Raw genomic sequence first — 23,821 nt, 5'->3', positions numbered from 1 at the left:
GGAATTGGTCGTATCCGGAAAAAAAACGGGGCATTTTCAGTAGATAGTTTATTCAGCCAGTAGGAAAATGGATGATGATGAGTGACACTATCCTTGTGGGATGAAAGCGGCTATTTGAGGTGGGGAATAGGTAGGGACTTCGATATAATAGTCATTCATTTTGAAAAACATTCCTTTTGATTTTCTAATGATGTAGTAACCTTTTAAGTGAACAGTATCGTTATAGTGCTAAGCGTTTCCGCTCAGCACTATAAAAATGGAAAAAGTTGTCGTTGAAAAGATGAATCGTATCATAGCAACTAAAATTTATTAAAATTTGTTAGAAATGAGGCCGAGGTCCCCAACCAACAATACCAATTAAAATCATAGGTAGTAAAAAGAATACCAAACTCATGACAGCCCAAAATTTACGTTTCCCTTTAGGTAATTCATTAAAGTTTTCCAAGAGAAGATGAATCCTTTCCTCAGAAAAGTAATTATAAATGGCTACTACCCAAATAAAACCAATTGGAATGACTACATATTTGTTTGGAACATATTTAGCTACATCCCATATCAATGCTCTTTGCAAGATTATCAGTACCAACATAAAAGTACAAAATTGACTTACTGTAAGCACCATAGCAGCACTAAATCGTGGACTTTGATTTTTAAATTTTGAATAGTACTTATATGTACTTATAAATATTCTACTATATATCATTTTGTTACTAATCTTTTTCATCAATCATTTTTTGAATATTATCTGATATACTTCGGCCTGTAGCAGCTGTCGAAATCAGGTTTCCAACAAACCATGTGACACCAATTGCGGTACCATATACGGGAATAAACCCAGCGGCACCCATTGCTAGGTCAATTGCATGCTTTGTCGTAAATCCACGTTCACCAACTGCAGCATCGGCTACCGTTAATGCAATTCCAAGCCCTCCAAGTACTTGCCCGGTTGTTCCTACAACTTTTGATGCCAAAGTGAGATCTGATAATGCCTCGGTTGTAGCGCCTGCTCCCTGCAATAATGCACTTGCCTTACTTAGCCCCATATCAGCGGCTGTTACCACTGTATTGGAAGTTACATCGGCCACTGTAGAAATAGTTCCAATTACTGCATTTGATTGTATTTCATGGAACTCTCCTCCTTTTCCTAATTTCCAGGTTTGATTTCCCTCTGTATTTGAATACCATATTGCTTCCTGCCCCAAATGCTTAGCTCCTGCCCCATATTTTGCCACTGCACTCTTCTGATCAGTCACATTTTTATCCCACGTTACACTCATCTGTCCAAGGCTATTTTTAAACTTCACCCAATCTTCCGGCTCCATCCCGTCAGGATCAATAAACCGCATAGGGTTATCAAATGCATAATTGTAAGGAGAGAATCTTCTCATAGAATCACTCATCGGATCCATCACTGACCATCTGCCTATTTGTACATTATACATTCTTGCACCATAGTCATACCAATCCAGTCCGCTACCGTCCCCAAATTCACCGGTTTGCAATTCTTTTCCATTATATTTCAACTTATTATGCGGATAATTACTTTCTGCTAATGCATTTGAACTAATACCCGCCATCGCTAGACCAAACGGATAGTAATGCGTCTCCTCCAGTAAAGGTCCCTTATTGTGTGCAACGACGAGATTATCAAAGTACACATCTTCCGCACTTTCATTGCTGGTATAAATATAGATAAACCCGTTTTTTTTAATCACAAATTTATCTACTGTCAATATCTGTAATTCATCAGGGCTACCCTGTACCTGTTTTACACCACTATTATCATCCACCATGTTAAATAAGTCGTCAAACAGGACATAAGAAAGGTATGCCTTTGGTTTCGTTGATAAGTTTTCATTAACATCCTTGCTTATCAATTCTTCGTATTCGCTGGATGTATAGGCAGATGAAAAACCTGAACTGGTACCAGCAGCATGTGTACCATCTGTAACTGCAGATGAACTGAATGCCTGGACCAATGCAGCTAACATGCTGCTGGTCGTGGTACTGGATGTACTCGCTCCCGTACTTTTGTAGAATGCTTTCACACCTAGCTGTACAGTATCTCCCACCATAACACGTAATACGATGGATGGTCCGATCTTTTCACCACTTTCAGCATTCAATTTTGCCACATATGCGTTAGGATTGGTGGTCTCATCTGTTGGGTAGCCAGACGGTAAAGCAGTGCGGGTATTGTCGATATTACTAAATAATGCATTTTCATTATCACTGTTAGCTGTCTCCATCGTAGCTGCATATACGCTGGTGTCTGCATTGTCTCCCAGTACTATCCGAACATCGCCCAAATGGTCTTTTTCAAAATAATCCCAATGGTAAACAATGGCCTTGCCGGAATCATACTTCGGACGAATCCGACCCTCATCATGCGCAATATAACGAAGAGTATCCTGCTCATATACAAATCCACCTATATAATCAGTGACCATGGTCTTAGCCGGAGAAACCGTACTATCTATAACAGTTTTTTTAATCTTCGCCCCAGCTGATGTATATTGATAAGTGATGGATCCCTTTCCATTAACCATGATTTTTTCCGGTAGGTTCAGCTGGTTATAGCTGATCGACGTGATACTTTTATTCAGATCGGAAAGTATATTACCATTCCCATTATAACTATAATCGTTTTCGGTATTTGTGCCATCATTAAAGTCACCAATTTTGGCTGTAGAGGTATTGCTGGCATCAGTTACGGTTAGCAGTTTATTGCTATTAGTTTGGTAAGTATAAGTCAGGTTATCCACATTACTGCTAGTCGTACCTATTAATCCTTGTTGTTTCATGGAACTAATATTCCCATTTGCATCATAAGCGAGATTACTTACCGTGAAATCAACCTTATCAGATGTCCAGGCCGCCCCAGTGGTGTTTTGCTGGTTAAAGACTGCCTTGTTCAAACGGTTAGCTCCGTCATAACCGTAGCCGTATGCGCGTGGAATACCATTCGATTTTGTTTTCCACTTAATACCTGAAATATTACCGTTGTACTGACTACTGTCAAATCCATTATCATAGCTGATATCTTCTCCGAACCAGTTGTCAGTTGAAGTAGAATTGACAAATGCCTTATTGATACCGGCTAACCAACCTCTGATATTATAGGTATAAGTTAGTGTATCTAATTGTGTGCTACCATCAACGCCTAATTTTTTCTGTTGCAGCTGTCCCAGTTCATTATAAGTATTTTCTGCTATATTTTCTTCCAAAGTATTGTTGTCATTCAGCCTTTTTAAGACGGAGGTAAGATGTCCTCCGGCATCATATCCTAAATTGGTCAATATAGTCGTCTGTGCTGTGGTCGTACTGGAAGGATTGGTATGAGCAAAGTAAGTGCTCAATACCTTGCCGCTAAAATCATACATACTGCTGATGACATCTTTACCACCTACATGGTTATCAGCAATTGACTGAATCGTATGACCGTAATCGTCAAAATAATCTGTAGTGATGAGCCAGTTGTCTGTACCTATTATACGGATCTTAGAACCTGTAGTGAGGGAAAGGATATGTGTACTGGCAGCTGTATTCGTCTGGCTATAAAGATTATCTCCGGCTTCCGGTTTTAATAAATTTGAACTTACAAAGCTATGCACACCATCATAATTATAATTATCATAGTAAGTATAAGATAGAGGTGTGAGTAAACTGGCACTTAACTGTGGTGTAGGATTGCTGGCAGGAAATGTCGTAGTGCCACTGTTACTGGTAATGCTGGCTGTAAACGACGCATTATCACCGGTAGTGAATTCTGATTCAAAACTTATACTATTAGTGGCCAAATATTGACTGACATTACTGTCGTATGTAGTTACCACAAGATCTACAGGTAGAGTGTCGATATCAACTTCAGTTATAACAGTATCACCGGTGGAGGTATTGAGCGTACACTGTAGCGCATCTCTTGTACTGCTGATTGTATATAGTGCAGTTTCATAAGGACGATTCAATCCGTCATAAAATGTGGTATGCCACTCCGGGGACGATTTACCTCTTTGTATTGAGTCCTGTGTAAATACAACCCTATTTCTATTGTCGTATACCATTAGTGTGGATCCGGCGCCAGGAGTCTTTTTGGAGATCATGCGACCACGTGCATCGTATTGATACTGGAAACAAAGTTCATCAGCAATGCCCTGAGTAAGATTCCAGTCGGATGCGATAGCTTGCACTGCTAAAGGTGGTATTACAAAACGGAGATTACCCAGATCATCATATATATAATATGTACATAGCCATCCATCATGTGCCTTACCTGGATTATCTGTGAGTTGGACTTTTTTGAGAATGATGTGTCCGTCTTTGTCTTTATATTCAATTACATGATGCCCGGCTTCATCAATAACTATATTTTTATTAAGTTGTCCGGCACTATAAATACCAGCAGTATCTGGAATAGTCACTGATCCGTTACCATAGGTAGTTATAGTATTACAAGTCTTTTTGCTGATGCCAATTTTCCAGATTACTACCCCATCGTCACTTGTATTATAATTATACTGCATCTTCACAGGATGATTCCCCCCCGTTTGCGCCCAGCTATCTCCCGGTCCCCAGGTTTTAAGCACACGATTCAGCGGAGATGCTTCGTATTCAGTCTGGCCATAAAAAACACGATCATCCGCGGTGCCGGGATTGAGACTGGCATCCTGATAAAATGAAGCCTGTGCAGCAAACGGATCCGATTTAATCTTACCATTCTGTTCCTGTACAAATGGAAGATATTGATATTGCTGTCTGCCAAGAGAATCATATACAGCAGCCGTGACCATATCATTACCTTTCGGACTAATTCTTCTCACTACCTTTTGTAAAGGACGCCCTAACCCATCCAGATATTGAGTGGTCAGTTTTACATCTGCTGTAGACCTGCTGGAATCCATAACCTGGTTCTCGTCCGTGGTAATCATAGCAGGTATCCAGGTTCGAATAGAGCTGTAAGCCGTTTTTGTATATGCGGCTGGTATTGTAACAGGTGATGCTACAGTACGCTGGGTATTGGTTGGCACCTGTGCATTGCCGGGATGAACGAATCCCAGCAGGCAAAAGAAGATGATATATATAAATGACTGTTTGTTCATGGGTTTATTTGTTCCAGATGAGGATCAGGATAGGTGCGGAAGTACTGGTAAACGTGATAGTAGAACCAGAGGATACTGTTTTCTGTGTACCATTTACATCGGCAGTCATAGAGATACCGGAGCCAATTGGTGCAATGGAGATCGTAAAGGTTTTACCACTGGTGATAGCGGCATAGTACGGCCATTCTGTAATCGCGGTCGTCTTTACTTCTGCAGTGCTGGTACTGGTATTCGTGGCTGTGATGCTTAATGTACCCGGATCTGTCCCCCCCTTCTTTACCACAATGGCGAAGTTTTTTCCTGAAGGGAAACAATATCCATTTGTATTCGCATAGGTCTGCCCATTATTGGCAGCATCCACATTCGCCAGCGAATCAACATATTCCTGTGATACAGTAGAGGTATACTTACTTGCGGCAACAGTGTAAGTCACATATGATCCGGTGGAATCTTTGGTACAGCTATTCTTCTGAACAGATTTGCTGACAGCTGTATTACTGTAAGTAATGGTCCCTGATGAGGAAAGGACAATATTCAAGGTAGGGCCTAATAACCATGATTGGCTGTGCCCGGGGCTAATGGCTTTCTCTGTACCGTTTATGGTAGCATATAGGTTATTCTGGGCAGTGACTGTAATAGTATAGATAGCATCACTGGCTATCCTGTAGCAGGTTGCCAGCTGGGCATCTGTAGGATCGGTAAATGACTGGTTGTAAACACTTGCACCTGTGGTGGAATTGACAACTGAGACATTAAAGGTACCTAAATTGCTGCTACCTGATTTTTTGCTTAATATCAGGTTACATGCCAGGCATGTACCAGTTGAATTTGCATTGCTTTGCGCATTTGCCTTGGCGTATCTCAGTGCTGCTGCATTTGCTGAATCTTTACTGATGAGGGAAGAATCATGACGGGCAGCTACAGTAAAAGTGACATCTGTACCCACATAACCGGTGGAACAGGTCGTAGTTGCGATAGCAGATTGTACATCGCTATAATAATAACAAAGGCCATTCGTATTAGCATAAGCCTGACCATTACTCGTTACATCCTGGAGTGCCAGTGCATTGGCTGCGGCAAGACTCACTGCTGACGAGTAAGTTCCTGCAGCAACGGTATAAATTACCGCTGTACCTTCTGCTGAGGAAGAAGAACAGACCTTGGTATAGGTACCGCTTTGTACTTCATTTGTCCAGGTACAACCGTTAGAATTGGCATATAATTGTCCCTGTAAATTGAGACGTGCTTTGGCTTTAGTATTGGCATCATCCTGACTTATGAAAGATGTGTCTGTTCCTTCTGCTATAGAATATACCATTGCTGATCCTACTCCATTATCCGCACATACTGCGGTAAAGGTATCTTTCATTTGCTCACTCAGGTAATAACTACAATCTCCCATCAGGTTGGCATAAGCCTGACCGTTCGCCGCAATGTCTGCAAGGGCCTTGCTGTTGGCATCCGCTACACTGGTACGCGAACTGTATTTCCCCGCGTCAACGGCGTAAGTAACCGTCGTGCTGGCACCACTTACTACACAGGTTTTAGCGTATGTCTGACTCTGGTAATCATTATAATAAGTAGTTCCCTCACATCTGTCAATATCACCAGCGTAATTATAGCAGTACATTTTCAGTATATTCTTATCTTTGTTCCTTATCAATTTCAGACGGTTCAGGCCATCGAACTCATAATAAATCGTATGATTGCCTTCGTCCGTTTTACTGCTCATACCCACCAGTGGGAGGAATGAATAATGACTCATTTGTGAAGCGGAGGGACGCAGGCTAACCTCATCAAACCAAACTTTACCGCTGCTATTATTGTCAAGGCGAAGGCTTACGTACGCAACACCGGCAGGAATAGTGTACTCTTTTTCAAGATATATCCACTTACCAGTCTGGGAGGAGGAAACGTTATCTATATAAGTGTAGTTACCAGTTTCTGAACTGGTCTTCATCAGTAAGTTGAGGGTAGCAGTTGGTCCATTACTGTATACCCAGCCGGAATAACGGAACGTGGTTGCAGTAGAGAGTGAAATTGTATTCCAGGTAGCATTGGTATAAGTACCACCACTGATCAAACCAGCATATCTACCTGTATGGGAAACGGTATTATCGCGGGTAATACCTGTCCAGCTATTGGCATCTTCAAACCCATCATATATTACCTGGTTAACGGCGGCTCCTGCTGTTTGTGCTACAGGATACGAGTCGTCTGCAGACCACGTGTAAGCAGTGGTAATGCCCTGCGCATCCCTTATCTGGCGTATATTACCATGTTGTCCATAACTTTGGTAAGCAATAGTGATGGCCGGTAAACTGTTGTCATTACCTAGTTGCCAGTTACTATCGATTTTGGGTGCGATCAAACTATCATTACTTCCCCAGCTATCACTAAAGAGGGTGTGTTTATAACTTAATAAGGTTGCGTTTGTATAGTTTCCTTGCCAGTAAAATTGGTTCAGCATATTTTTAGTGACCATGTGATCCAGCACATCAGCATTTACATCTATGCTACTATGCTCACCAGGATACCGCATTTCCGTGACAAGCGTATCGTTTTTACTATTGAATTTTGTGATTGTCTGAGGATGGTTTTTATCATTATAGGTATAGCTGACCGTATTACTGAATACGGTACCATTATCATCATAGTTATTTTCTGTAACAGCAGAAAGGTGTCTTCCACCGCTTTTTACCATGTAGACAAATGAACTGTAGTCTAAATAAGAATCGCCACAATGCTGCGTAGTGGAATATTCTACAGTAGGAAATACCATTAAGGCAGAGTCCTGACTAAAGTTGAATAAATCCCAGGTATTGATTGTTTCTTTTATAACTGAAAAAGAACTGTCCTCGCTATTGAATTTATAATAGGTAGTTTTGATGGGTAGTTCATCGGAAAGTCCGTTATCTATTCTTTCTTTTCCTCCAAGGGCAGATTGATTACCAATGGTGATAAAGTCATTGGGGATTTTATATGTAAAGATTGTTTTACCATTAGGCCGTGTATTACTGTATTCATACTTTGTCACGTAAGGGTATAATACATTCGCTCCCTGGAAAGTAATAGTAGGATAAGAGGATTGTGCGATATAAGTATATTTGTCTCCATCTTCCGTTTTACAACCAGTAGAAGAGGTTGCAATATATCTCCTGGTAGTGGTGTTGTAAAAGATGTTAGTTGTCATATCGTCCGCGGATGTAGGCAGGTAACCGATGCCGGATTCATTTTCCCCATATTTATATACATCTTTTTTCTGCAGGGTATTGTCAAGATTATAACTGCTGATTGTTTCCACACGGATACCACCACCATATTTGTATTTTGTACTGTTGTCCGGAACAGCAATAGAGATTCTTGCAGTCACGGTCGTAGTCGGCAGATCATTTATACCGACATACAGCTGATACGTATGACTGGTGTCACAGGTGTAAGTGGCCGTAAGCGTATGAGCTATACCGCTTGTACCCGCATTGAGATAAGTATCAGAATTCCAGCTCGCTACTGTTTTTCCCGTGGTGATATCTCTCAACTGCACGTCCTGTGCGTAGGTGAAAGGTGGGTTAGCCGAAGATGCAGAGAAATCTATTGAAATTTTCAACTCGTAATAATACTGATTATTACCCGGAGGTCTGACCAAAAATGTTGTTGTGGCGCTATCCCATCCATAAGTAACCCCCGTCTTAGCAGGTCCAGCCAGTGTGATGGACGCAATTGTAGAGTCTTTATTATCGGGCGTTCTCTCATATGTATTGATTGCGTAATCATAAGTGGTATAACCACCAGTGGGGTAGGTAACCTGGTTCAGGATTCCAGCCATAATATATGTTGCAGAAGAGGATCTGTCAGCAGTGCCTAAGTACCCGTACATCTGAATGGTTGTCTGAGAAGGGAGTTGCCTGGGCATGAGGGTGTATTGTGTTACACCATTGTAAAATCCCCACCAGTCCTGTGAACAGGACAAAGTATTAGGTAAGGTTGTACTATTATAACCGAAAGTGTACTTTTCCGGTTGCTCTCCATTCAGGTCATCGTTAGAAAATGAAAGGAGTTTGAGCCGGTAATCTGTATAGCTGGGATATGAATTGCCGGTGTAAAAGTAGCTATAGTTAAATGAAACCTTTTTAACCCGGTTATAGGTGCCGTTGTCATTGCTATATACGACAATGCTATCCAGCGCATTCCCTGCATAGTCAGATCTGACGGTATTGCCATAAAGCTTCACCTTCCCCTGCCGGAAAATAATTTCACTGATGTTAGGTACACTATTATAGGAGTAGGTGATGGTTTCGATAACTTCATCAGCTACATAAGAGGCTGCATCATCGGTACCTGATACGTTCTTGCGATATACTTTATTAAAGGTGAGCACATTGTCAGCTGCTTTATCACCACTAGCTGTAGGTGTTGCATAATTAAAGATCACACTGTCTGCCCCATCATTGGAAATAATCTTAGTCAGGTTCCAGCCAATGATGTGACTTTGTAGTCCTGTATTGTCAGTAGTCGTTTTGAATGGTTTTGTAAAGAAATACCTGCTGCCGTCATCATCTGTGATCTCATAGTTATTGTCACTTGTATGAATAATTCTGACAGGTTTGTAGGGAGCGGTGACAAAATCCTGTAAATCCCTGGAATATAAGAACCGCCCGGACTTGCCGGTAAAATTATAATTGAAGAAGTCAGGCTGCAGGTCTGGTCTGCTTTCATAATAATTCTTTCGTCCATCATAAGTTAATACACTACCGAAGCTGCTAATTGGCGTAGATTGATTAAACCAACCAGATGTTGTTGTCTCATCTTCATCTCCTCTTATCTGGCGGGCGATAGAACCGCCTGCCAGAAGCGACCATCCAAGGCCCACCCAGGTCGCTTTCTGGGTTACTTTAATACCAGAGGCGTGATAACTGAGCGTGATAGGTACTTTTATCTTACCAGTATTGATTTCATAAATCGGGTAGGAGATTTGCGGGACACCCGTCATCATACTTACAGGCGTACTATTGTATTGAAAGAGGGCGGCAGCTTCTGCTGGTAAAGGTATTATGGATGGGGACTGGCCTTTTGTTGTATGCAGGTTGATTAACAACATCCACAGAATAATACATGTATTAATACGGGTATTCATCATTAAATTAAATAGTGGCTAGGGAATTTAAACCGGGTTTACTGATGTACGCTACCATGCAGGGGAAGGTTAAATGGAAATAGGGAAACTTAAAGATAACCAAGAGGTTAACTAATAATAGGAGAAAAGTATAGGTAGGCTGATTTTATAGATCAATGAGGGAATCGGGCCTGTGGAAGAGGGAATTTGATATTTGAAGATGCTACGTCATATGCGCTTCGGTAATGGGGTCCACCATACAGATTTAACATTAAGTGTTAAATCTGCATAGTAAAAGTTCAAACCCAACATTCTTCATTTCATTTTTCCTAATATTTCAACATCCTCTTTCCACTTAGCTAGCTCCCTTTCATACGCATATTGTGTTTTAGTAAGCCTGAGTATATGAGGAGATCCCTTCCTGATGGTTTCCATTTTAATGTCAATAACAACATCTCTGATAGCATACTCCATTTCATTCCGCTTTTCCAGTATAGCCTGATAATCAAAAATCTGCAATGTGGCAGATTTGAGGAAATCTGCCAGGATATCCCAAACATATCCATAGATACCAGATTTTTTAGGCACAGGTCTTGACCAGCTAATAGGAGGTTTAGGTTTATCCAGTACCCTGCGTTGGAGATCACTAATGCAAACTGACAATAATTGCTCGGCGAGATTTGATTTGTTCCCGGAACACAGTATTTCAGCTATCAGGATGTCATTTACGTATTCTCGCGTTAGTTTCTTTGTAAGGGCTGCTGTTATCTTCCTGTGCCAGTTTTTTTCTTTGATCACTTTCTTCTCGTCGATTTGCAAAAGGCTTCGTAAAATCTCCCTAACAGCCTTTTTCTCACTTTCCGCAGTTAATTTCAGGTTCTCCAGGTAGCCAGGTATGCACGAGGCTTGTTGTCCCACAAATGTCTTTGCTGAGGGGTTGTTATCCGCCAACAAGTCATTAAAGATGAGTAATAGATGCCTGACAACGGGCACATCTTTTTTATTGCCTACCGTTAAGAAGATATCTTCAAATTTATCTATAGGATAATGTTTGACCAGCTTTATCCATTTATCAACAGCAATACGAACAAAATGGTCTGTCAAAAATTTCGAACCTTTCTTCAATAGGTACTTCTCATCGTTCAGGTTTATCAGCCAATCTGCCAATGGACTATAATCAACTTTCTCTTTCAGGTGATTTACAGGCATCCCTCCTTCTACCAGTTTTCTTGTAAGGGCGATATCTACCTTTGTGAGGGTTCCCCAATGTTGGTTATAATAGTCGATCCATTCCAGCTTATTATCCGTATCAAGATCTATCACCATGTCATAATGGTACTTTCGAGGCCACAGGAAAATAGCGCCATAGTGATACCAATATTGCATTTCCATGCCTGCATTGCCAGTATAGCCTTCGGCAGCCTTTTGTATGGGCTCTCCAGCATTAAGTGTTATAGCTGATATCAGGTCCATCTCATCGAACTGAATATTTCGCAATGGCGGTATCCCCCCCTTCATCCAATGCTCGATACCAACATGTTCATCATACACCTCTCCTATTATTCCATTTTCTGTCAGATTCTCATGATCATACTCCTCATAATAACGATTCCGTTTCCTATAGTTTCGACCTGCAGACGATTGTTTAGTATCATCTTCCATTAGCTCACCCACTTGATAGGAAGTAACCAAACCCGGCTTTATATAAAATCCCGCTAGCTCCGCTGCCCTGATTAGAGCTTCTGCCTTATGTCTGTCATTTAATTTCAAGGCATTCATAGTGAAGTTAGAGGGTGTATACTGATGCCCCAATAGCACAATTTTGGGAATATCCAGGTCTTCTTCACTGGCCTTCAAAAGTGCGGCCAGTTTCTTTACCTGATCATTCAGCTTTTCTGGCTGGATCTTCTCATCCCCCTTAGTCTGAACCAGGTTATATACAAGGCAAACCCGATAACCAGATGTAATAGGCCTGATCTCATGCTCACAATCAGCATAAAAAGCCGCAAATGGAATTTGATACCTGTTGACCGGGTCAGAAAAGTCAATGGTCTCACTACATCCGTCAAAATTTACTACCAACTCTCCCCCTTTATGGCTGGAAGGTAACCCTATAATAAGCGATCCAAACATACCTAGCTCCTTCTCAGAATCTTTATGGGGCAGAAAGAAGTCCCCTTTCTGATAGATCAGCAACTTGTACAGGTTTGCAGAAACCGAAAGGCCGTCAAGCCCCATGGCAGGCTTGATTTGTCTCACAATACCTTCTACAAATCCTCCCCATTCTTTATTGACAAATTTTATTTGACCAGCATCGATTTCCCAGGCACTTCTCACGGCTTTGTCGAGCACTGTCTTGCTTCCTTTACCGAATGGGGCCTGGTGAGCTAAATTGATCAGCGCTTTAATTTGGGTAGCATTGATAGGAAACCCGATTTCATCCATGCCCCGGATTTGCAAACCGGGGAAGAGGAAAGGCTGAACTCCACTACTTACAAAGGAGCCTGTTCCTTTAATCTCTCCCAAAATGTTCAGCATCTGTTTCCCAAAGTTTGCCATATTGTCTGATTAAGGTTGTTAAAAATACATGGTCCTTAAAATTTAGGGGGTCGTTCATTCAACGTTTGTAAGAATAATAAATTCTTCATCCCTGAGCCAGCAACCTATTATATTTCCTCTCAAATTTTTTGCTGCAATAACCAATTCAAATATCCATGTAATTGTGTTCCCAGGTAATAAGGTAGATTCATCAATAAATAAGGTTTCTTACCAGGTGTAATAGCCCTCTCTAAAGAAAATGTACCTCCGTAAATTCTAACCGCATAAGCATGATCTGCTGCATCAATGAACTGATGAAGTGATCTGAGCGTACCCGTACTGCCCGACTTTATTTCTATAGGAATTAAATATTCTCCATTTACCTGTACTAAATCGACCTCTGCATTTGATTGTGATTTCTCTCTTACCCAAAAATGCGGATTGTTAGGAGAGATCTCGCTCATTGAAATAACTTCTTGGGTAATCAAATGAGGAATCACTGCACCCTTATAAGTATTACTCAAATCGCTCATGCTTAACATTTGCGCTTGAATAGACAACGTATAGTTTACAAGGCCTGTATCCAGTATTTGAAATCTTGGTGATTTTTTTAAATCAGCCCTTGGAGGAGGTTGTAAATCGGTAGTTGGATAAATTAAACGAATTATCTTCGCGTCTTCAAGCGTCCTAAATGCCTCTCCTACCTCCCTTGATCTATAAGAGGAATTACCAAAACCCTGAAATTTAACACGCTCGTCTAAATACAGCGGAGCCGTATCCATAATATGTTTAATTATTTTTCTTTCTGTTTCATTCGTAGTATATTTTTCAACATCATTTTTATACGTTCCCCATATACTCTCATATATCCTGGTAAGATCTGCAAGGTTGTTTTTCTCAATATCCGTTTTAATGATTTCCGGCATTCCTCCTATAATCGCGTAGCGATGAAATATATCCATCAATACTTGATGAGCAACAGGTTTAACCGGAAGTATTTTCAACTGCTCGATTAAGTCCCCCCTACCAATTGCTTCCAGATATTCCTCGAAGTTCATTGGATGGAGATACAGAAATTCAACCCGTCCAACTGGAAAACTTTTTACTTTTTGAATAGCAAATTCCAAAAGAGAACCGGCACTGATAATATGTAAAGTTGGAACTTCTTCATAAAAGAAGCGTAGTAATTGAATTGCTTTGGGGCATTCCTGTATTTCATCTATAAATAATAATGTATTACCAACTTCGGCTAAGGGTATATTGTAGGTTAGGAATAATGATTCACAAATGGCTTTTACATCATCAAAATCCTCAAAATACTTTCTATCTGTTCCTTTTTCAAGATTTAAGGAAATAAAATGGTCATACGAACTGGAAAAATCATTTACTAATGTTGTCTTCCCGACCTGTCTGGCACCTCTGACAATCAGCGGTTTTCGAGAAGAATTAGTTTTCCAAATGTGAAGATATTTTTCAACATGTCTTTTAAATGCCATACTATTCTGTTATATAACAAAGGTAAAAAATATAAATTTATGTAACAAAACAAGCCCATTTTAATTATGAAATTGTAATAAAATATATCCAATTACAAAATCATGTTATCTAATACATATATGTTGCCTTAACCAAAACTCATTTATTTTTTCTGATTGACGGGTTGCATATTCCAAAACATCAATGCCCCGCAGTTTTATATAAGCAATTCTTCCTACCAGAGATTCACTGGATTGTTGTAGTAAGTCAATTGAAGCCGAACATAAAAACAGCAATTGCCCTGCTTTGTTACCTTTTCTCCTTTCTGATATATCAGCAACTTGTACAGGTTTGCAGAAACTGAAAGCCCGTCAAGCCCCATAGAAGGCATAATTAGTCTCACAATCCCGTCTACAAACCCTCCCCATTTTTTATTAACAAATTTTATTTGGTCAGCATCGATTTCCCAGGCACTTCTCACAGCTTTGTCGAGCACTGTCTTGCTTCCCTTACCGAATGGCGCCTGGTGTGCTATTTTGATCAACGTTTTAATTTGGGTAGCATTGATAGGAAACCCGATTTCATCCATGCCCCGGATCTGTAAACCAGGGAAGAGGAAAGGCAGAACTCCACTACTTACAAAGGAGCCTGTTCCTTTAATCTCTCCCAAAATGTTCAGCATCTGTTTCCCGAAGTTTGCCATGTTACCTGATTATGGGTATTAATAATATAAAGCCATGAAAAATATTGATGCCAAATATCGTTAAATAAAATTTCTATATCATGTTCGCTCATCTATTATAAATAATCCTGAAATCGTATATCCAAAAGTTCAACTTCCGTCTCCTTCCCTGTACAAAAGAATACTCCGTTTATCGACACCCAATCTTGTATTTGATTTTTTCCACAAAACTCAGGATCTTGATAATTCCGGCTTTTCATCAGCCTTGACAACATCTACCTTCCTTTAAAACCTGTTCAGGATTTCTACAGATTTCAGGTCGAACTTCGGCATTTATTCCGCTATGAACTCACGTAAGACACGATATTCCGTACTGATTAATTTTTTAATTTTCTTCTTGCTTGTTTCTTTTTTAATAAGAACAATATTTTTAGTACTGGCCTGGCAGAAAGCAAGTATTACATTGCCAGCAATATTAAATATTTATGCAAAAGGACTTGTTTTTGATACCATGGTAGCCTTATTTTTTAGTGCCGCCTATTCGCTGTACTTATTATTGTTGCCACAAAAATGGAACAATACCCTTGTGAACCGTATTATCACCTTTACCTGTTTTTATATTGTAGTGCTAATAGTCATGTTCTCCTTCTTTGCAGAACTGGCATTTTGGGACGAATTTGAAAGCCGGTTCAATTTCATTGCAGTCGACTATCTGATATACACATTCGAGGTAATTAATAACATTAATCAATCTTACCCTTTACCCTGGCTCATCAGCAGCATGGTCCTGCTTACATCGCTGGTATTTTTTATATTTTATAAAAAGAAGATCTTCCTTCAAAGTTTTCAATCCGATACGCCACTTAAAAAGAGATTTTTATTAACAGGTTCGGTGTTAACGTTCACTCTGGCGGGTTACTTCCTTGTATCCAATTCCTGGGCTGATAGCGGCAATAACCGTTATCAGAACGAACTCTCTAAGGCCGGTATCTTTTCATTCTTTGCGGCATTCAAAAATAACGAACTGAATTATTACGACTTCTATGCAAAAGAAGAAGAAAGTGAAGCTTTTGCAATAACCCAAAAACAGTTGCAGGAGCCATTAATCCAGTTTGTCAATGGCAACAATAGTTTACGCAGAATCGTCACAAACCCCGGTCAGGCCGTACGCCCCAATGTAATATTGGTGACGATCGAAAGTTTCAGCGCAGAGTATATGCACCATTTTGGTAATGATCAACACATTACTCCTATACTCGACTCGCTGGCCAATTGTGCTGTCTTATTTACCAATATGTATGCTACCGGTACACGTACCGTTAGGGGAATGGAGGCCCTATCCTTATGCGTACCTCCTACACCGGGCAACAGTATCGTAAGGAGGAAAGACAATGTCCATCTGCATACTGTAGGCTCAATTTTCAGAAAAGCCGGGTATTCCACTACCTTTTTTTATGGAGGCGATGGGTTCTTCGACAATATGAATAACTTCTTCGGAAATAATGGATTTGACATTACTGATAATGGCGAACGGCTACTACCTAATGAACGATTAGCTACCACCCGCACAACTATTCCCGCACAAGCTATTCACTTTAAGAATGCCTGGGGTATTTGCGATGAAGACCTGTATGATGCAGTCATACGCCATGCAGATACACAATACAGCCACCAACGGCCGTTTTTTGATTTTGTAATGACCACCTCCAACCACAGGCCCTTTACTTACCCATCCGGAAAGATTGATATCCCATCCGGTTCCGGTCGTGAGGGAGCAGTCAAATACACAGATTATGCCATTGGTGAATTTTTAAAAAAGATACAGTCTAAGCCATGGTTTAACAATACAGTGATCATATTCGTTGCCGATCATTGCGCCAGCAGTGCGGGCAAGAACGAGATCAACGTTTCAAAATATCATATTCCCTGTCTTGTTTATAATCTTAAAAACGATACGTTAAAAACCATCAGTCAGCAGTGTTCACAAATTGATCTTTTCCCCACATTATTAGGTTTACTACACTGGCAATATGAGACAAGCTGGTACGGACAGGATGTTTTGTTACCAACATATCAATCCAGAGCATGGCTAGCTACTTATCAAAAACTGGGGTATCTTCAACATGATACCCTGGCTGTTTTAAGTCCGCAACAACAGGTAGGCGTATTTAAACTGGATAAACAAACAGATGATTTACTATCAATCCCTGCTGATAGACAGCTAATAAAAAAGACAATTGCCACTTATCAAACGGCTTACTATTTATATAAGACGGGGGGTATGAAAGAATAATTGAAAGTCCTCTATCCAATAGTTCGACATCTGTCTCCTTCCCTGTCATAAGAAAGAAACCGTCTAATTTATTTATAAGACGGTTCCTTTCTTATTAAGTTTTGAACATGCAAATCCATTTTTCAAAAGCCCCCTATGCCTCAATCAAAATATATACTTATCGTAATGGTCAATACAAAAAACCACCACCATTTAAAATCATTTCGGATACCTGAAAATATTTTACTTTTGGAAAGTAATCAACCCTTTCCATGTAAGAGGGAAATATACATCTGACTATATGCATGCATCCTTTCTCTATACCATGGCGCTGGGCGACAGCTATGGCATGAAATATGAATACCTGCCCCACGCTACCAATGCCGACCTATCTGACCTCGTACATGCGGAGCATCCTAAACTGACAGCTTATAAAAAGGGCGATTATACAGATGATACACAGATGTCACTGGCAAATATGGAACTGCTACTCGCAAAGCAATCTTTTGATATTACAGCAGAGGAATTTGTAAGCGCCTGGCTGCATACATTCAAACGTGATCCTCACGTAGGATATTCAAGACACATGCAAAAACTATTAGCAGAGTGCAAAACTCCGGCAGAGTTTGTGAGCCAGCTTGCACCTTCCAGCAGAACCACCAGCGGTGCAGCAATGCGCGCAGGTGTTTTTGGTGTGATTGAAGATATTGAAGAAGTGAAACGACTGACACTGCTACAGGGCCGTATAACACATAATAACCTCGCAGGGACTACATCTGCATTGGCAGTAGCACTGTCTGTGCATTTTTTGCATCACGGAGGTACTCACCAGCAATTGGAGGCGTTTTTAACTGCGCAGTTAGGCGAAGGATGGGAACAAAATGGCATTGAAAATGATCCCGGAAATGCAATGAGGATAGTGACACAAGCCCTCTCTGCATTGAAGAATGCAAAAACGATGGCAGATGTATTTTTGAATGTGGTAAACCAAATAGAGAATTCGGATACAGATACAGTGTGTGCAATAGCCGCAATTATTGCCTCCCGTTGTACTGTTCTCGACGATTATGTGCCGGAAACATTGAAGAATGGATTGGAGAATGGAACATATGGAGCCGATTATCTTCGTAAGATTGATATGCAGGTAGAAGCAATTTTTCCGCGGAAAATGCTCTATTATTGCCATCCGTAAAGCTGTTGAAGCTGGTACCCATAACCTGTTTTTACGGAGATCCAGGGCGCACAGTTGATGCAGAAGTCAAAGACCTTACCATCGAATGGAAGTCATAAATGTGAATTGAAAAATCATTTGGAATTTCAACTAAATGACTGAAAAACAAAACATTAACTTAGTTAATACACAATTATTTCCTTGCCAATCGAAAATTTAGCATTAAAACTGCAAGGATGATAATGTGTAATGCACAGTCCGAAATACATCTGTTCCTGGAAGAATTTCCCGCAGTTGCTGTTTTAGGACCAAGACAAATCGGGAAAACAACATTAGCGGAAGAAATGCAACATCTTTTTCTCCCGAACCCGTCTATCTTAACCTTGAACGTCCTTCTAACAAAGCAAAATTAAATGCCCCTGAAGCGTACTTTGAATTATTCAAAGGAAAATTGATCATTCAAGACGAATTCCTGCAATTTACTTACATACATAAGGAATCAAAGCCAAGGGCAAGGGTGGTTTTGAAAGGCCCTTCAACCTGGGATCTATGATCATTGTCCAGGCAATGATCAATACTACCTGCTGTGACGCGGGAACCTGCTATGTAAAGAAACGCATTGGATGATGCTATAAAATCGAAAATCCGGTAATACTCAGTTAAACTCCTGTAATAATTTTATTTCATTACGGTACAATAATACCTTGCCATCATTTTCCAGTAGTTTAAGTAACCGGGATACAACCACTCTGGATGTGGCAAGTTCGTCCGCTATCTGATAATGGGAAGCTTTGATAACGTTTGAGCCAGAGAGCCGCTTCTTTTCTTTCAGGTAAGCAATCAGCCGTTCATCAAGCTTAAGGAATGCAATGCTTTCAATAGATTTTAAGAGTTCGGAAAACCGTTCGTTAAAGCTCCGCAGAATGTAATTTTTCCAGCTTGGATATTTGCAAAGCCATTCATCCAGTTTATTATGCGGGATCGCAATGATCACCAGATCGCCTTCAGCAATAGCTTTAACCTCACTCTTCTTCTCTTCAAGGCAACAGCTGTAGGCCATTGAGCAAGTCTCACTACTGGATAGATAGTACAATAGTATTTCATTGCCGTTATCGTTCCTTTTAAGGACCTTTAAGGAACCTTTGACAACAAGTGGCATCATACGGATATATTTACCATAATCTATGATAATATCTCCATCTTTAAATGATCGCAGTTCACCAAACTCCTTAATCTCTTCCATTAAGGCAGGTTCAAATACAAAATCTAAACGGGCTGACTCATTCATACACCTAAAGTTAACAGAAATGCGTTAATCCGGAACATTGTATTCTCTGAATAGTGCATCTGTTGAACTTTTCTACTGTGCTTATTATGCCTGGCAATATTTAGCAACATTATTCCAGCTCCCGCCATTGATCACCTGGCTAAATCCATTCTTTTCCAGAATAGACTTAGCCTGACTGCTTCTGCCACCGCTTTGACAAAATACAACGATGCTTTTTTTATCCTTAAATCTGGAAAGCTGCGAAGCTATCTGATCCAGGGGTATATTTACCGAACCCTTCACATGCCCATTGGCAAATTCTGCAGCAGTACGTACGTCCACTAAAAACGCACCATCTTTAATAATTTTCCCCAGATCAATTGCTGGAAAACCACTAAATAATTGTTTGAAAAAATCCATAAAACCAGTTTTAATGAAAACACTTTTGTTATACCCGTTACATTCTACTATTATTGGTTGTTGACACCCAGAGCTTTTAAAATCTTCTCCAGCGGGCAAAAGCCAGTGAATGCAGATTGTAATAAGTTGAGGCCTACGAAAACACCTAACCATAGCCAGTTGGTATTTAAAGTATAAGCTAATGTTATACTTGTCAGGAAAAACGTGCCGGCAACTACACGGACTATTCTTTCTATCATTTTTTAATAATTGTATAATTAAACAGATCTTTCAACGGGCAAAACGAATGCTCTAACCGGAAAGTTTTCTTTAAGATTTTTATTATAATCAACGATAAGCTTCATTCCATGATCGGCTCCGGCTTCGCTCGTAAAAGAGAAGATCATCATTGAATCAATATCTTCACCACCACTGGCAAACCAGTCATCCAGAAGATCAGGAGGTTTATCCTGTTTATGACCAACAATATCAACAGTGCTGAAAACATGAATATTGGCCTGATTAAATATTTTGGATATATCCCCCAGGTACTCTTTCAAAGAGGTTACTACAAATAATTTCATCATTCAGATTTTAAGTTTTTTTTACGCATCATCTTAAAGTATAATAATGGCACTACGATTAATGTCAGGAAAGTAGACGTAATTGTCCCGCCCATTAACGATATGGCTAATCCCTGGAAGATCGGGTCAAACAAAATGATGACCGCTCCCAGCGCCACCGCTCCTGCCGTCAGTAATATCGGAGTGGTACGTACAGCACCTGCTTCAATAATTGCCCGCTTTAAAGGGATCCCTTCTTTCAGCCGGATATTTACGAAGTCAATAAGTAGTATGGAATTTCGCACCATGACACCCGCCAATGCAATAAAACCGATCATAGAGGTGGCCGTGAAATATGCATGCATCATCCAATGCCCCAATACAATCCCAATTAATGACAACGGGATAGCAGCAAGCATCACTAAGGGTACAGTAAAATTCTGAAACCATCCAACAATCAAAATATAGATCATGATGATCACCACAGCGAAAGCAATACCCAGATCACGAAAAACTTCAAAAGTGATCTGCCACTCTCCATCCCATTTCAGGCTGTAGTTATCTTCCAGTTCCGGCTGATGAGTATATTCCTCTTTTAGAGAAAATCCCTTAGGCAACCTGATGCTTTTTAAATGATCTGATACATCTGATATGGCATAAGATGGGCTCTCTAAATCCCCCGCCATATCTGCCAGCACATACACCACTTCCTTCTGATTTTTGCGGTAAATACTTTTGGGTTTTAATTGACGGGTAACATTTACGAGATCCCTTATCGGTACGGCATTGCCCTGCATGCCTATAACTTTCAGGTTTAGTACATCGTCTATATTGCTCTTATCAGGATCACTCAATTGCAGCTTTATGCCTGTTTGAACAAATGCCGCCGGCTGAGATATATTTCCTGCAGACATGCCAGACAATGCAGCATTAACTGTTGCGGCAACCTGCCCGGTAGCTATGCCATAACGCATTGCCTTTTCTTTATCAACTTCTAAATGATACTCCGGCTGGTCTGCTTCTGTCATCCAGTCCACATCTACCACATCATTGGTGGTGCCAAGTATTTTTTTTACCTCGCCGGCGATTCTGATCTGCTCATTATAATCAGGCCCATAAATTTCTGCAACTAGAGTTGATAATACCGGAGGTCCTGGCGGCACTTCCACCACCTTCACATTGGCATTATATTTCCTGGCGATAGATTGTACGGCTCCACGCATTTCTTTAGCAATATCATGGCTCTGGATACTCCTGTTCTTTTTATCTACCAGGTTAATCTGTATATCAGCCACATTATCACCACGGCGCAAATCGTAGTGCCTTACCAGTCCATTAAAACTGATTGGGGCTGAAGTCCCGATATAGGTCTGATAATTTTTAACCATAGGCTGGTGTGCAACATAGCTGGCAATATCTTTCGCTGCAGCCTGCGTTTTTTCAAGCGTCGTACCTTCCGGCATATCTATCACTACCTGGAACTCGTTCTTATTATCAAAAGGCAGCATTTTTACCGCAACGGCTTTAGTATAAAACATAGACAGTGAAGCGAACAGAATCACCACTATACTTAGTATGAACGTCCAGCGTTTCCAGCGGGTTTCCAGTAAAGGATTAATAAAGGAACGATATATTTTATAGATACGGGTTGATTCCAGTAATGGTGCATTGCTATCTTCATGCACCACACCATGTTTTTCTTTCTCACGCAGGAAAATATATCCCAGATAAGGTGTTAATGTAAGTGCAACGATCAGTGATAGTATCATGGCAATAGAGGCTCCTATAGGCATAGGGCTCATATATGGTCCCATCATACCGGATACAAAAGCCATTGGCAGTACTGCTGCAATCACCGTAAAAGTAGCCAGTATCGTTGGATTGCCCACCTCATTAATGGCATAAATGGCGGCCTGTAATGGTGGTAACTTTTTCATTTTAAAGTGACGGTGCATGTTCTCTGCTATAATGATAGAATCATCCACCACAATACCTGTTATAAACACTAACGCGAACAAGGTGATCCTGTTAAGCGTGTAGTGCATAAAATAGTAGGCGAACAAGGTAAGTGCAAAGGTGACAGGTACTGACAAAAACACGACCAGACCACCACGCCATCCCATCGCCAGCATCACAAACACAGTAACCACTACAATAGCGATAAACAAGTGGAACAGCAATTCGCCTACTTTATCCGACGCACTTTCCCCGTAGTTCCGGGTAACAGTTAAATGTACATCACCAGGAAGCAGCCCCTTCTCCAGATGTTTCACCTTGCTCAGGATCTGTTCTGATAATTGCATGGCATCTGCACCTTTTTTCTTGGCAATGGAAAGCGTAACGGCCGGGTAATTGGATTTGAATGTATGAGCGTTTGCGTTTGCAGCATCTGCACTCCCATAACCAAACAATACATACTGTCTGGGCGTTTCTGCATCTTCTACCACTGTTGCAATCTCCTTTAGATAAACGGGGTGCTGTTGATTAATACCCACTACCAGATTACCCACATCATCTGAAGAAGTCAGAAAATTTCCTGTTTCAACTGAAAACGCCGTATCCTTTTGAAGCAACGTACCACCTGCCAACTGCACATTACTTGCCTGCACCTGTTTGCTGACAGATAAAAAATCTACATGGTTTTCTGCCATTCTATTCTTATCCAGCAAAACTTTCACCTCGCTGTTTCGCCCACCAATAATATTGACATCCGAAACGTCATTTATCTTTTTCACCTCATTCGCCAGCTCCTGTCCAATCTGTTTCAACTGGTAATCATCATATTTATCACTCCATAGGGTTAAACCTAATACCGGCACATCATCTATCGCCCTGGTTTTAATCAGAGGCAGCGTAACCCCCTGTGGCATCCTATCCATATTTTTCATAAGCTCACTGTATAATTTCACCAATGAGCGCTCCACATCTTCCCCTACATTAAACTGTACTACCAACATCGCTTGTCCCTGCATTGAAGTGGAATACACATATTCCACTCCTTTAATGTTGGAGACCATTTTTTCCACCGGAATAGCCACTTTCGTTTCCACATCTTTGGGTGATGCTCCAGGATAACCAATAAAGATATCGGCCATTGGTACCTTTATCTGTGGCTCTTCTTCACGAGGAATTAAAAAAGTACTGTAACCGCCAATCAACAAAAAGGCGATCATCAGCAGTATCGTTAATTTCGACTGTATAAAAGCCTTTGCTATATTCCCTGAGAATCCATTTTTCATCG

The 23,821-nt window shown here is 40.6% G+C and carries 13 protein-coding genes; 2 read left to right on the top strand and 11 right to left on the bottom strand.

Annotated features, from left to right (window positions below; translation table 11 throughout):
- Nucleotides 1–319: 319 nt before the first annotated feature.
- The 6 genes from QQL36_RS11260 to QQL36_RS11235 form a co-directional block, all read right to left on the bottom strand.
- Nucleotides 320–724, bottom strand: coding sequence for a hypothetical protein (locus QQL36_RS11260; RefSeq protein ID WP_321569768.1), 405 nt, complete (start codon nucleotides 722–724; stop codon nucleotides 320–322).
- Nucleotides 711–5,099 carry a DUF6443 domain-containing protein gene (locus QQL36_RS11255; RefSeq protein WP_321569767.1) on the bottom strand — a complete coding sequence of 1,463 codons (4,389 nt, stop codon included), beginning with the start codon at nucleotides 5,097–5,099 and terminating at the stop codon, nucleotides 711–713. Before QQL36_RS11255 ends, QQL36_RS11260 begins: the two co-directional genes overlap by 14 nt.
- A gap of 4 nt (nucleotides 5,100–5,103) precedes the next feature.
- The gene (locus QQL36_RS11250) at nucleotides 5,104–10,197 is read right to left on the bottom strand and encodes a DUF5977 domain-containing protein (protein WP_321569766.1); all 5,094 of its coding nucleotides are present in this window, start codon (nucleotides 10,195–10,197) and stop codon (nucleotides 5,104–5,106) included.
- Between the two features lie 330 nt (nucleotides 10,198–10,527).
- On the bottom strand, nucleotides 10,528–12,771 hold the full coding sequence (locus QQL36_RS11245) for a 2OG-Fe(II) oxygenase (protein WP_321569765.1): 2,244 nt from the start codon (nucleotides 12,769–12,771) through the stop codon (nucleotides 10,528–10,530).
- Between the two features lie 119 nt (nucleotides 12,772–12,890).
- Nucleotides 12,891–14,246, bottom strand: coding sequence for an ATP-binding protein (locus QQL36_RS11240; protein ID WP_321569764.1), 1,356 nt, complete (start codon nucleotides 14,244–14,246; stop codon nucleotides 12,891–12,893).
- Nucleotides 14,247–14,461: 215 nt separating this feature from the next.
- The gene (locus QQL36_RS11235) at nucleotides 14,462–14,929 is read right to left on the bottom strand and encodes a hypothetical protein (protein WP_321569763.1); all 468 of its coding nucleotides are present in this window, start codon (nucleotides 14,927–14,929) and stop codon (nucleotides 14,462–14,464) included.
- Between the two features lie 442 nt (nucleotides 14,930–15,371).
- Between QQL36_RS11235 and QQL36_RS11230 the strand changes: the two genes are divergently transcribed.
- Both QQL36_RS11230 and QQL36_RS11225 read left to right on the top strand, forming a co-directional pair.
- Complete coding sequence (locus QQL36_RS11230) at nucleotides 15,372–17,201, top strand: LTA synthase family protein (protein WP_321569762.1); 1,830 nt, start codon at nucleotides 15,372–15,374, stop codon at nucleotides 17,199–17,201.
- 280 nt (nucleotides 17,202–17,481) lie between these two features.
- The gene (locus QQL36_RS11225; RefSeq protein WP_321569761.1) at nucleotides 17,482–18,372 is read left to right on the top strand and encodes an ADP-ribosylglycohydrolase family protein; all 891 of its coding nucleotides are present in this window, start codon (nucleotides 17,482–17,484) and stop codon (nucleotides 18,370–18,372) included.
- Nucleotides 18,373–19,006: 634 nt separating this feature from the next.
- On the opposite strand, the gene QQL36_RS11220 is transcribed toward QQL36_RS11225, so the two are convergent.
- From QQL36_RS11220 to QQL36_RS11200, 5 genes are all read right to left on the bottom strand, one after another.
- Nucleotides 19,007–19,639, bottom strand: a complete 633-nt coding sequence (locus tag QQL36_RS11220) for a Crp/Fnr family transcriptional regulator (RefSeq protein WP_083726025.1) — start codon at nucleotides 19,637–19,639, stop codon at nucleotides 19,007–19,009.
- Nucleotides 19,640–19,723: 84 nt separating this feature from the next.
- On the bottom strand, nucleotides 19,724–20,038 hold the full coding sequence (locus QQL36_RS11215; RefSeq protein ID WP_083726027.1) for a rhodanese-like domain-containing protein: 315 nt from the start codon (nucleotides 20,036–20,038) through the stop codon (nucleotides 19,724–19,726).
- A gap of 50 nt (nucleotides 20,039–20,088) precedes the next feature.
- Nucleotides 20,089–20,277, bottom strand: a complete 189-nt coding sequence (locus QQL36_RS11210) for a DUF2892 domain-containing protein (protein ID WP_083726029.1) — start codon at nucleotides 20,275–20,277, stop codon at nucleotides 20,089–20,091.
- 18 nt (nucleotides 20,278–20,295) lie between these two features.
- Complete coding sequence (locus tag QQL36_RS11205) at nucleotides 20,296–20,604, bottom strand: hypothetical protein (protein ID WP_083726031.1); 309 nt, start codon at nucleotides 20,602–20,604, stop codon at nucleotides 20,296–20,298.
- Entirely contained in the window at nucleotides 20,601–23,819 is a 3,219-nt protein-coding gene (locus QQL36_RS11200) for an efflux RND transporter permease subunit (RefSeq protein WP_321569760.1), read from the bottom strand. The genes QQL36_RS11205 and QQL36_RS11200 overlap by 4 nt, the downstream gene beginning before the upstream one ends.
- Between the last annotated feature and the right edge of the window lie 2 nt (nucleotides 23,820–23,821).

This window comes from Chitinophaga sp. LS1, from assembly GCF_034274695.1.
In the GTDB taxonomy this organism is placed as follows: Bacteria; Bacteroidota; Bacteroidia; order Chitinophagales; family Chitinophagaceae; genus Chitinophaga.
Note: the sequence above shows the minus strand (reverse complement) of the source record. Positions and strands in the feature narration are given on the sequence as shown.

Coding starts and splice junctions, on each gene's coding strand:
- QQL36_RS11240 (WP_321569764.1), bottom strand. CDS start 14,246: ATGGCATTTAAAAGACATGTTGAAAAATATCTTCACATTTGGAAAACT.
- QQL36_RS11215 (WP_083726027.1), bottom strand. CDS start 20,038: ATGGATTTTTTCAAACAATTATTTAGTGGTTTTCCAGCAATTGATCTG.
- QQL36_RS11245 (WP_321569765.1), bottom strand. CDS start 12,771: ATGGCAAACTTTGGGAAACAGATGCTGAACATTTTGGGAGAGATTAAA.
- QQL36_RS11205 (WP_083726031.1), bottom strand. CDS start 20,604: ATGATGAAATTATTTGTAGTAACCTCTTTGAAAGAGTACCTGGGGGAT.
- QQL36_RS11235 (WP_321569763.1), bottom strand. CDS start 14,929: ATGGCAAACTTCGGGAAACAGATGCTGAACATTTTGGGAGAGATTAAA.
- QQL36_RS11220 (WP_083726025.1), bottom strand. CDS start 19,639: ATGAATGAGTCAGCCCGTTTAGATTTTGTATTTGAACCTGCCTTAATG.
- QQL36_RS11210 (WP_083726029.1), bottom strand. CDS start 20,277: ATGATAGAAAGAATAGTCCGTGTAGTTGCCGGCACGTTTTTCCTGACA.
- QQL36_RS11200 (WP_321569760.1), bottom strand. CDS start 23,819: ATGAAAAATGGATTCTCAGGGAATATAGCAAAGGCTTTTATACAGTCG.
- QQL36_RS11255 (WP_321569767.1), bottom strand. CDS start 5,099: ATGAACAAACAGTCATTTATATATATCATCTTCTTTTGCCTGCTGGGA.
- QQL36_RS11225 (WP_321569761.1), top strand. CDS start 17,482: ATGCATGCATCCTTTCTCTATACCATGGCGCTGGGCGACAGCTATGGC.
- QQL36_RS11250 (WP_321569766.1), bottom strand. CDS start 10,197: ATGTTGTTAATCAACCTGCATACAACAAAAGGCCAGTCCCCATCCATA.
- QQL36_RS11260 (WP_321569768.1), bottom strand. CDS start 724: ATGAAAAAGATTAGTAACAAAATGATATATAGTAGAATATTTATAAGT.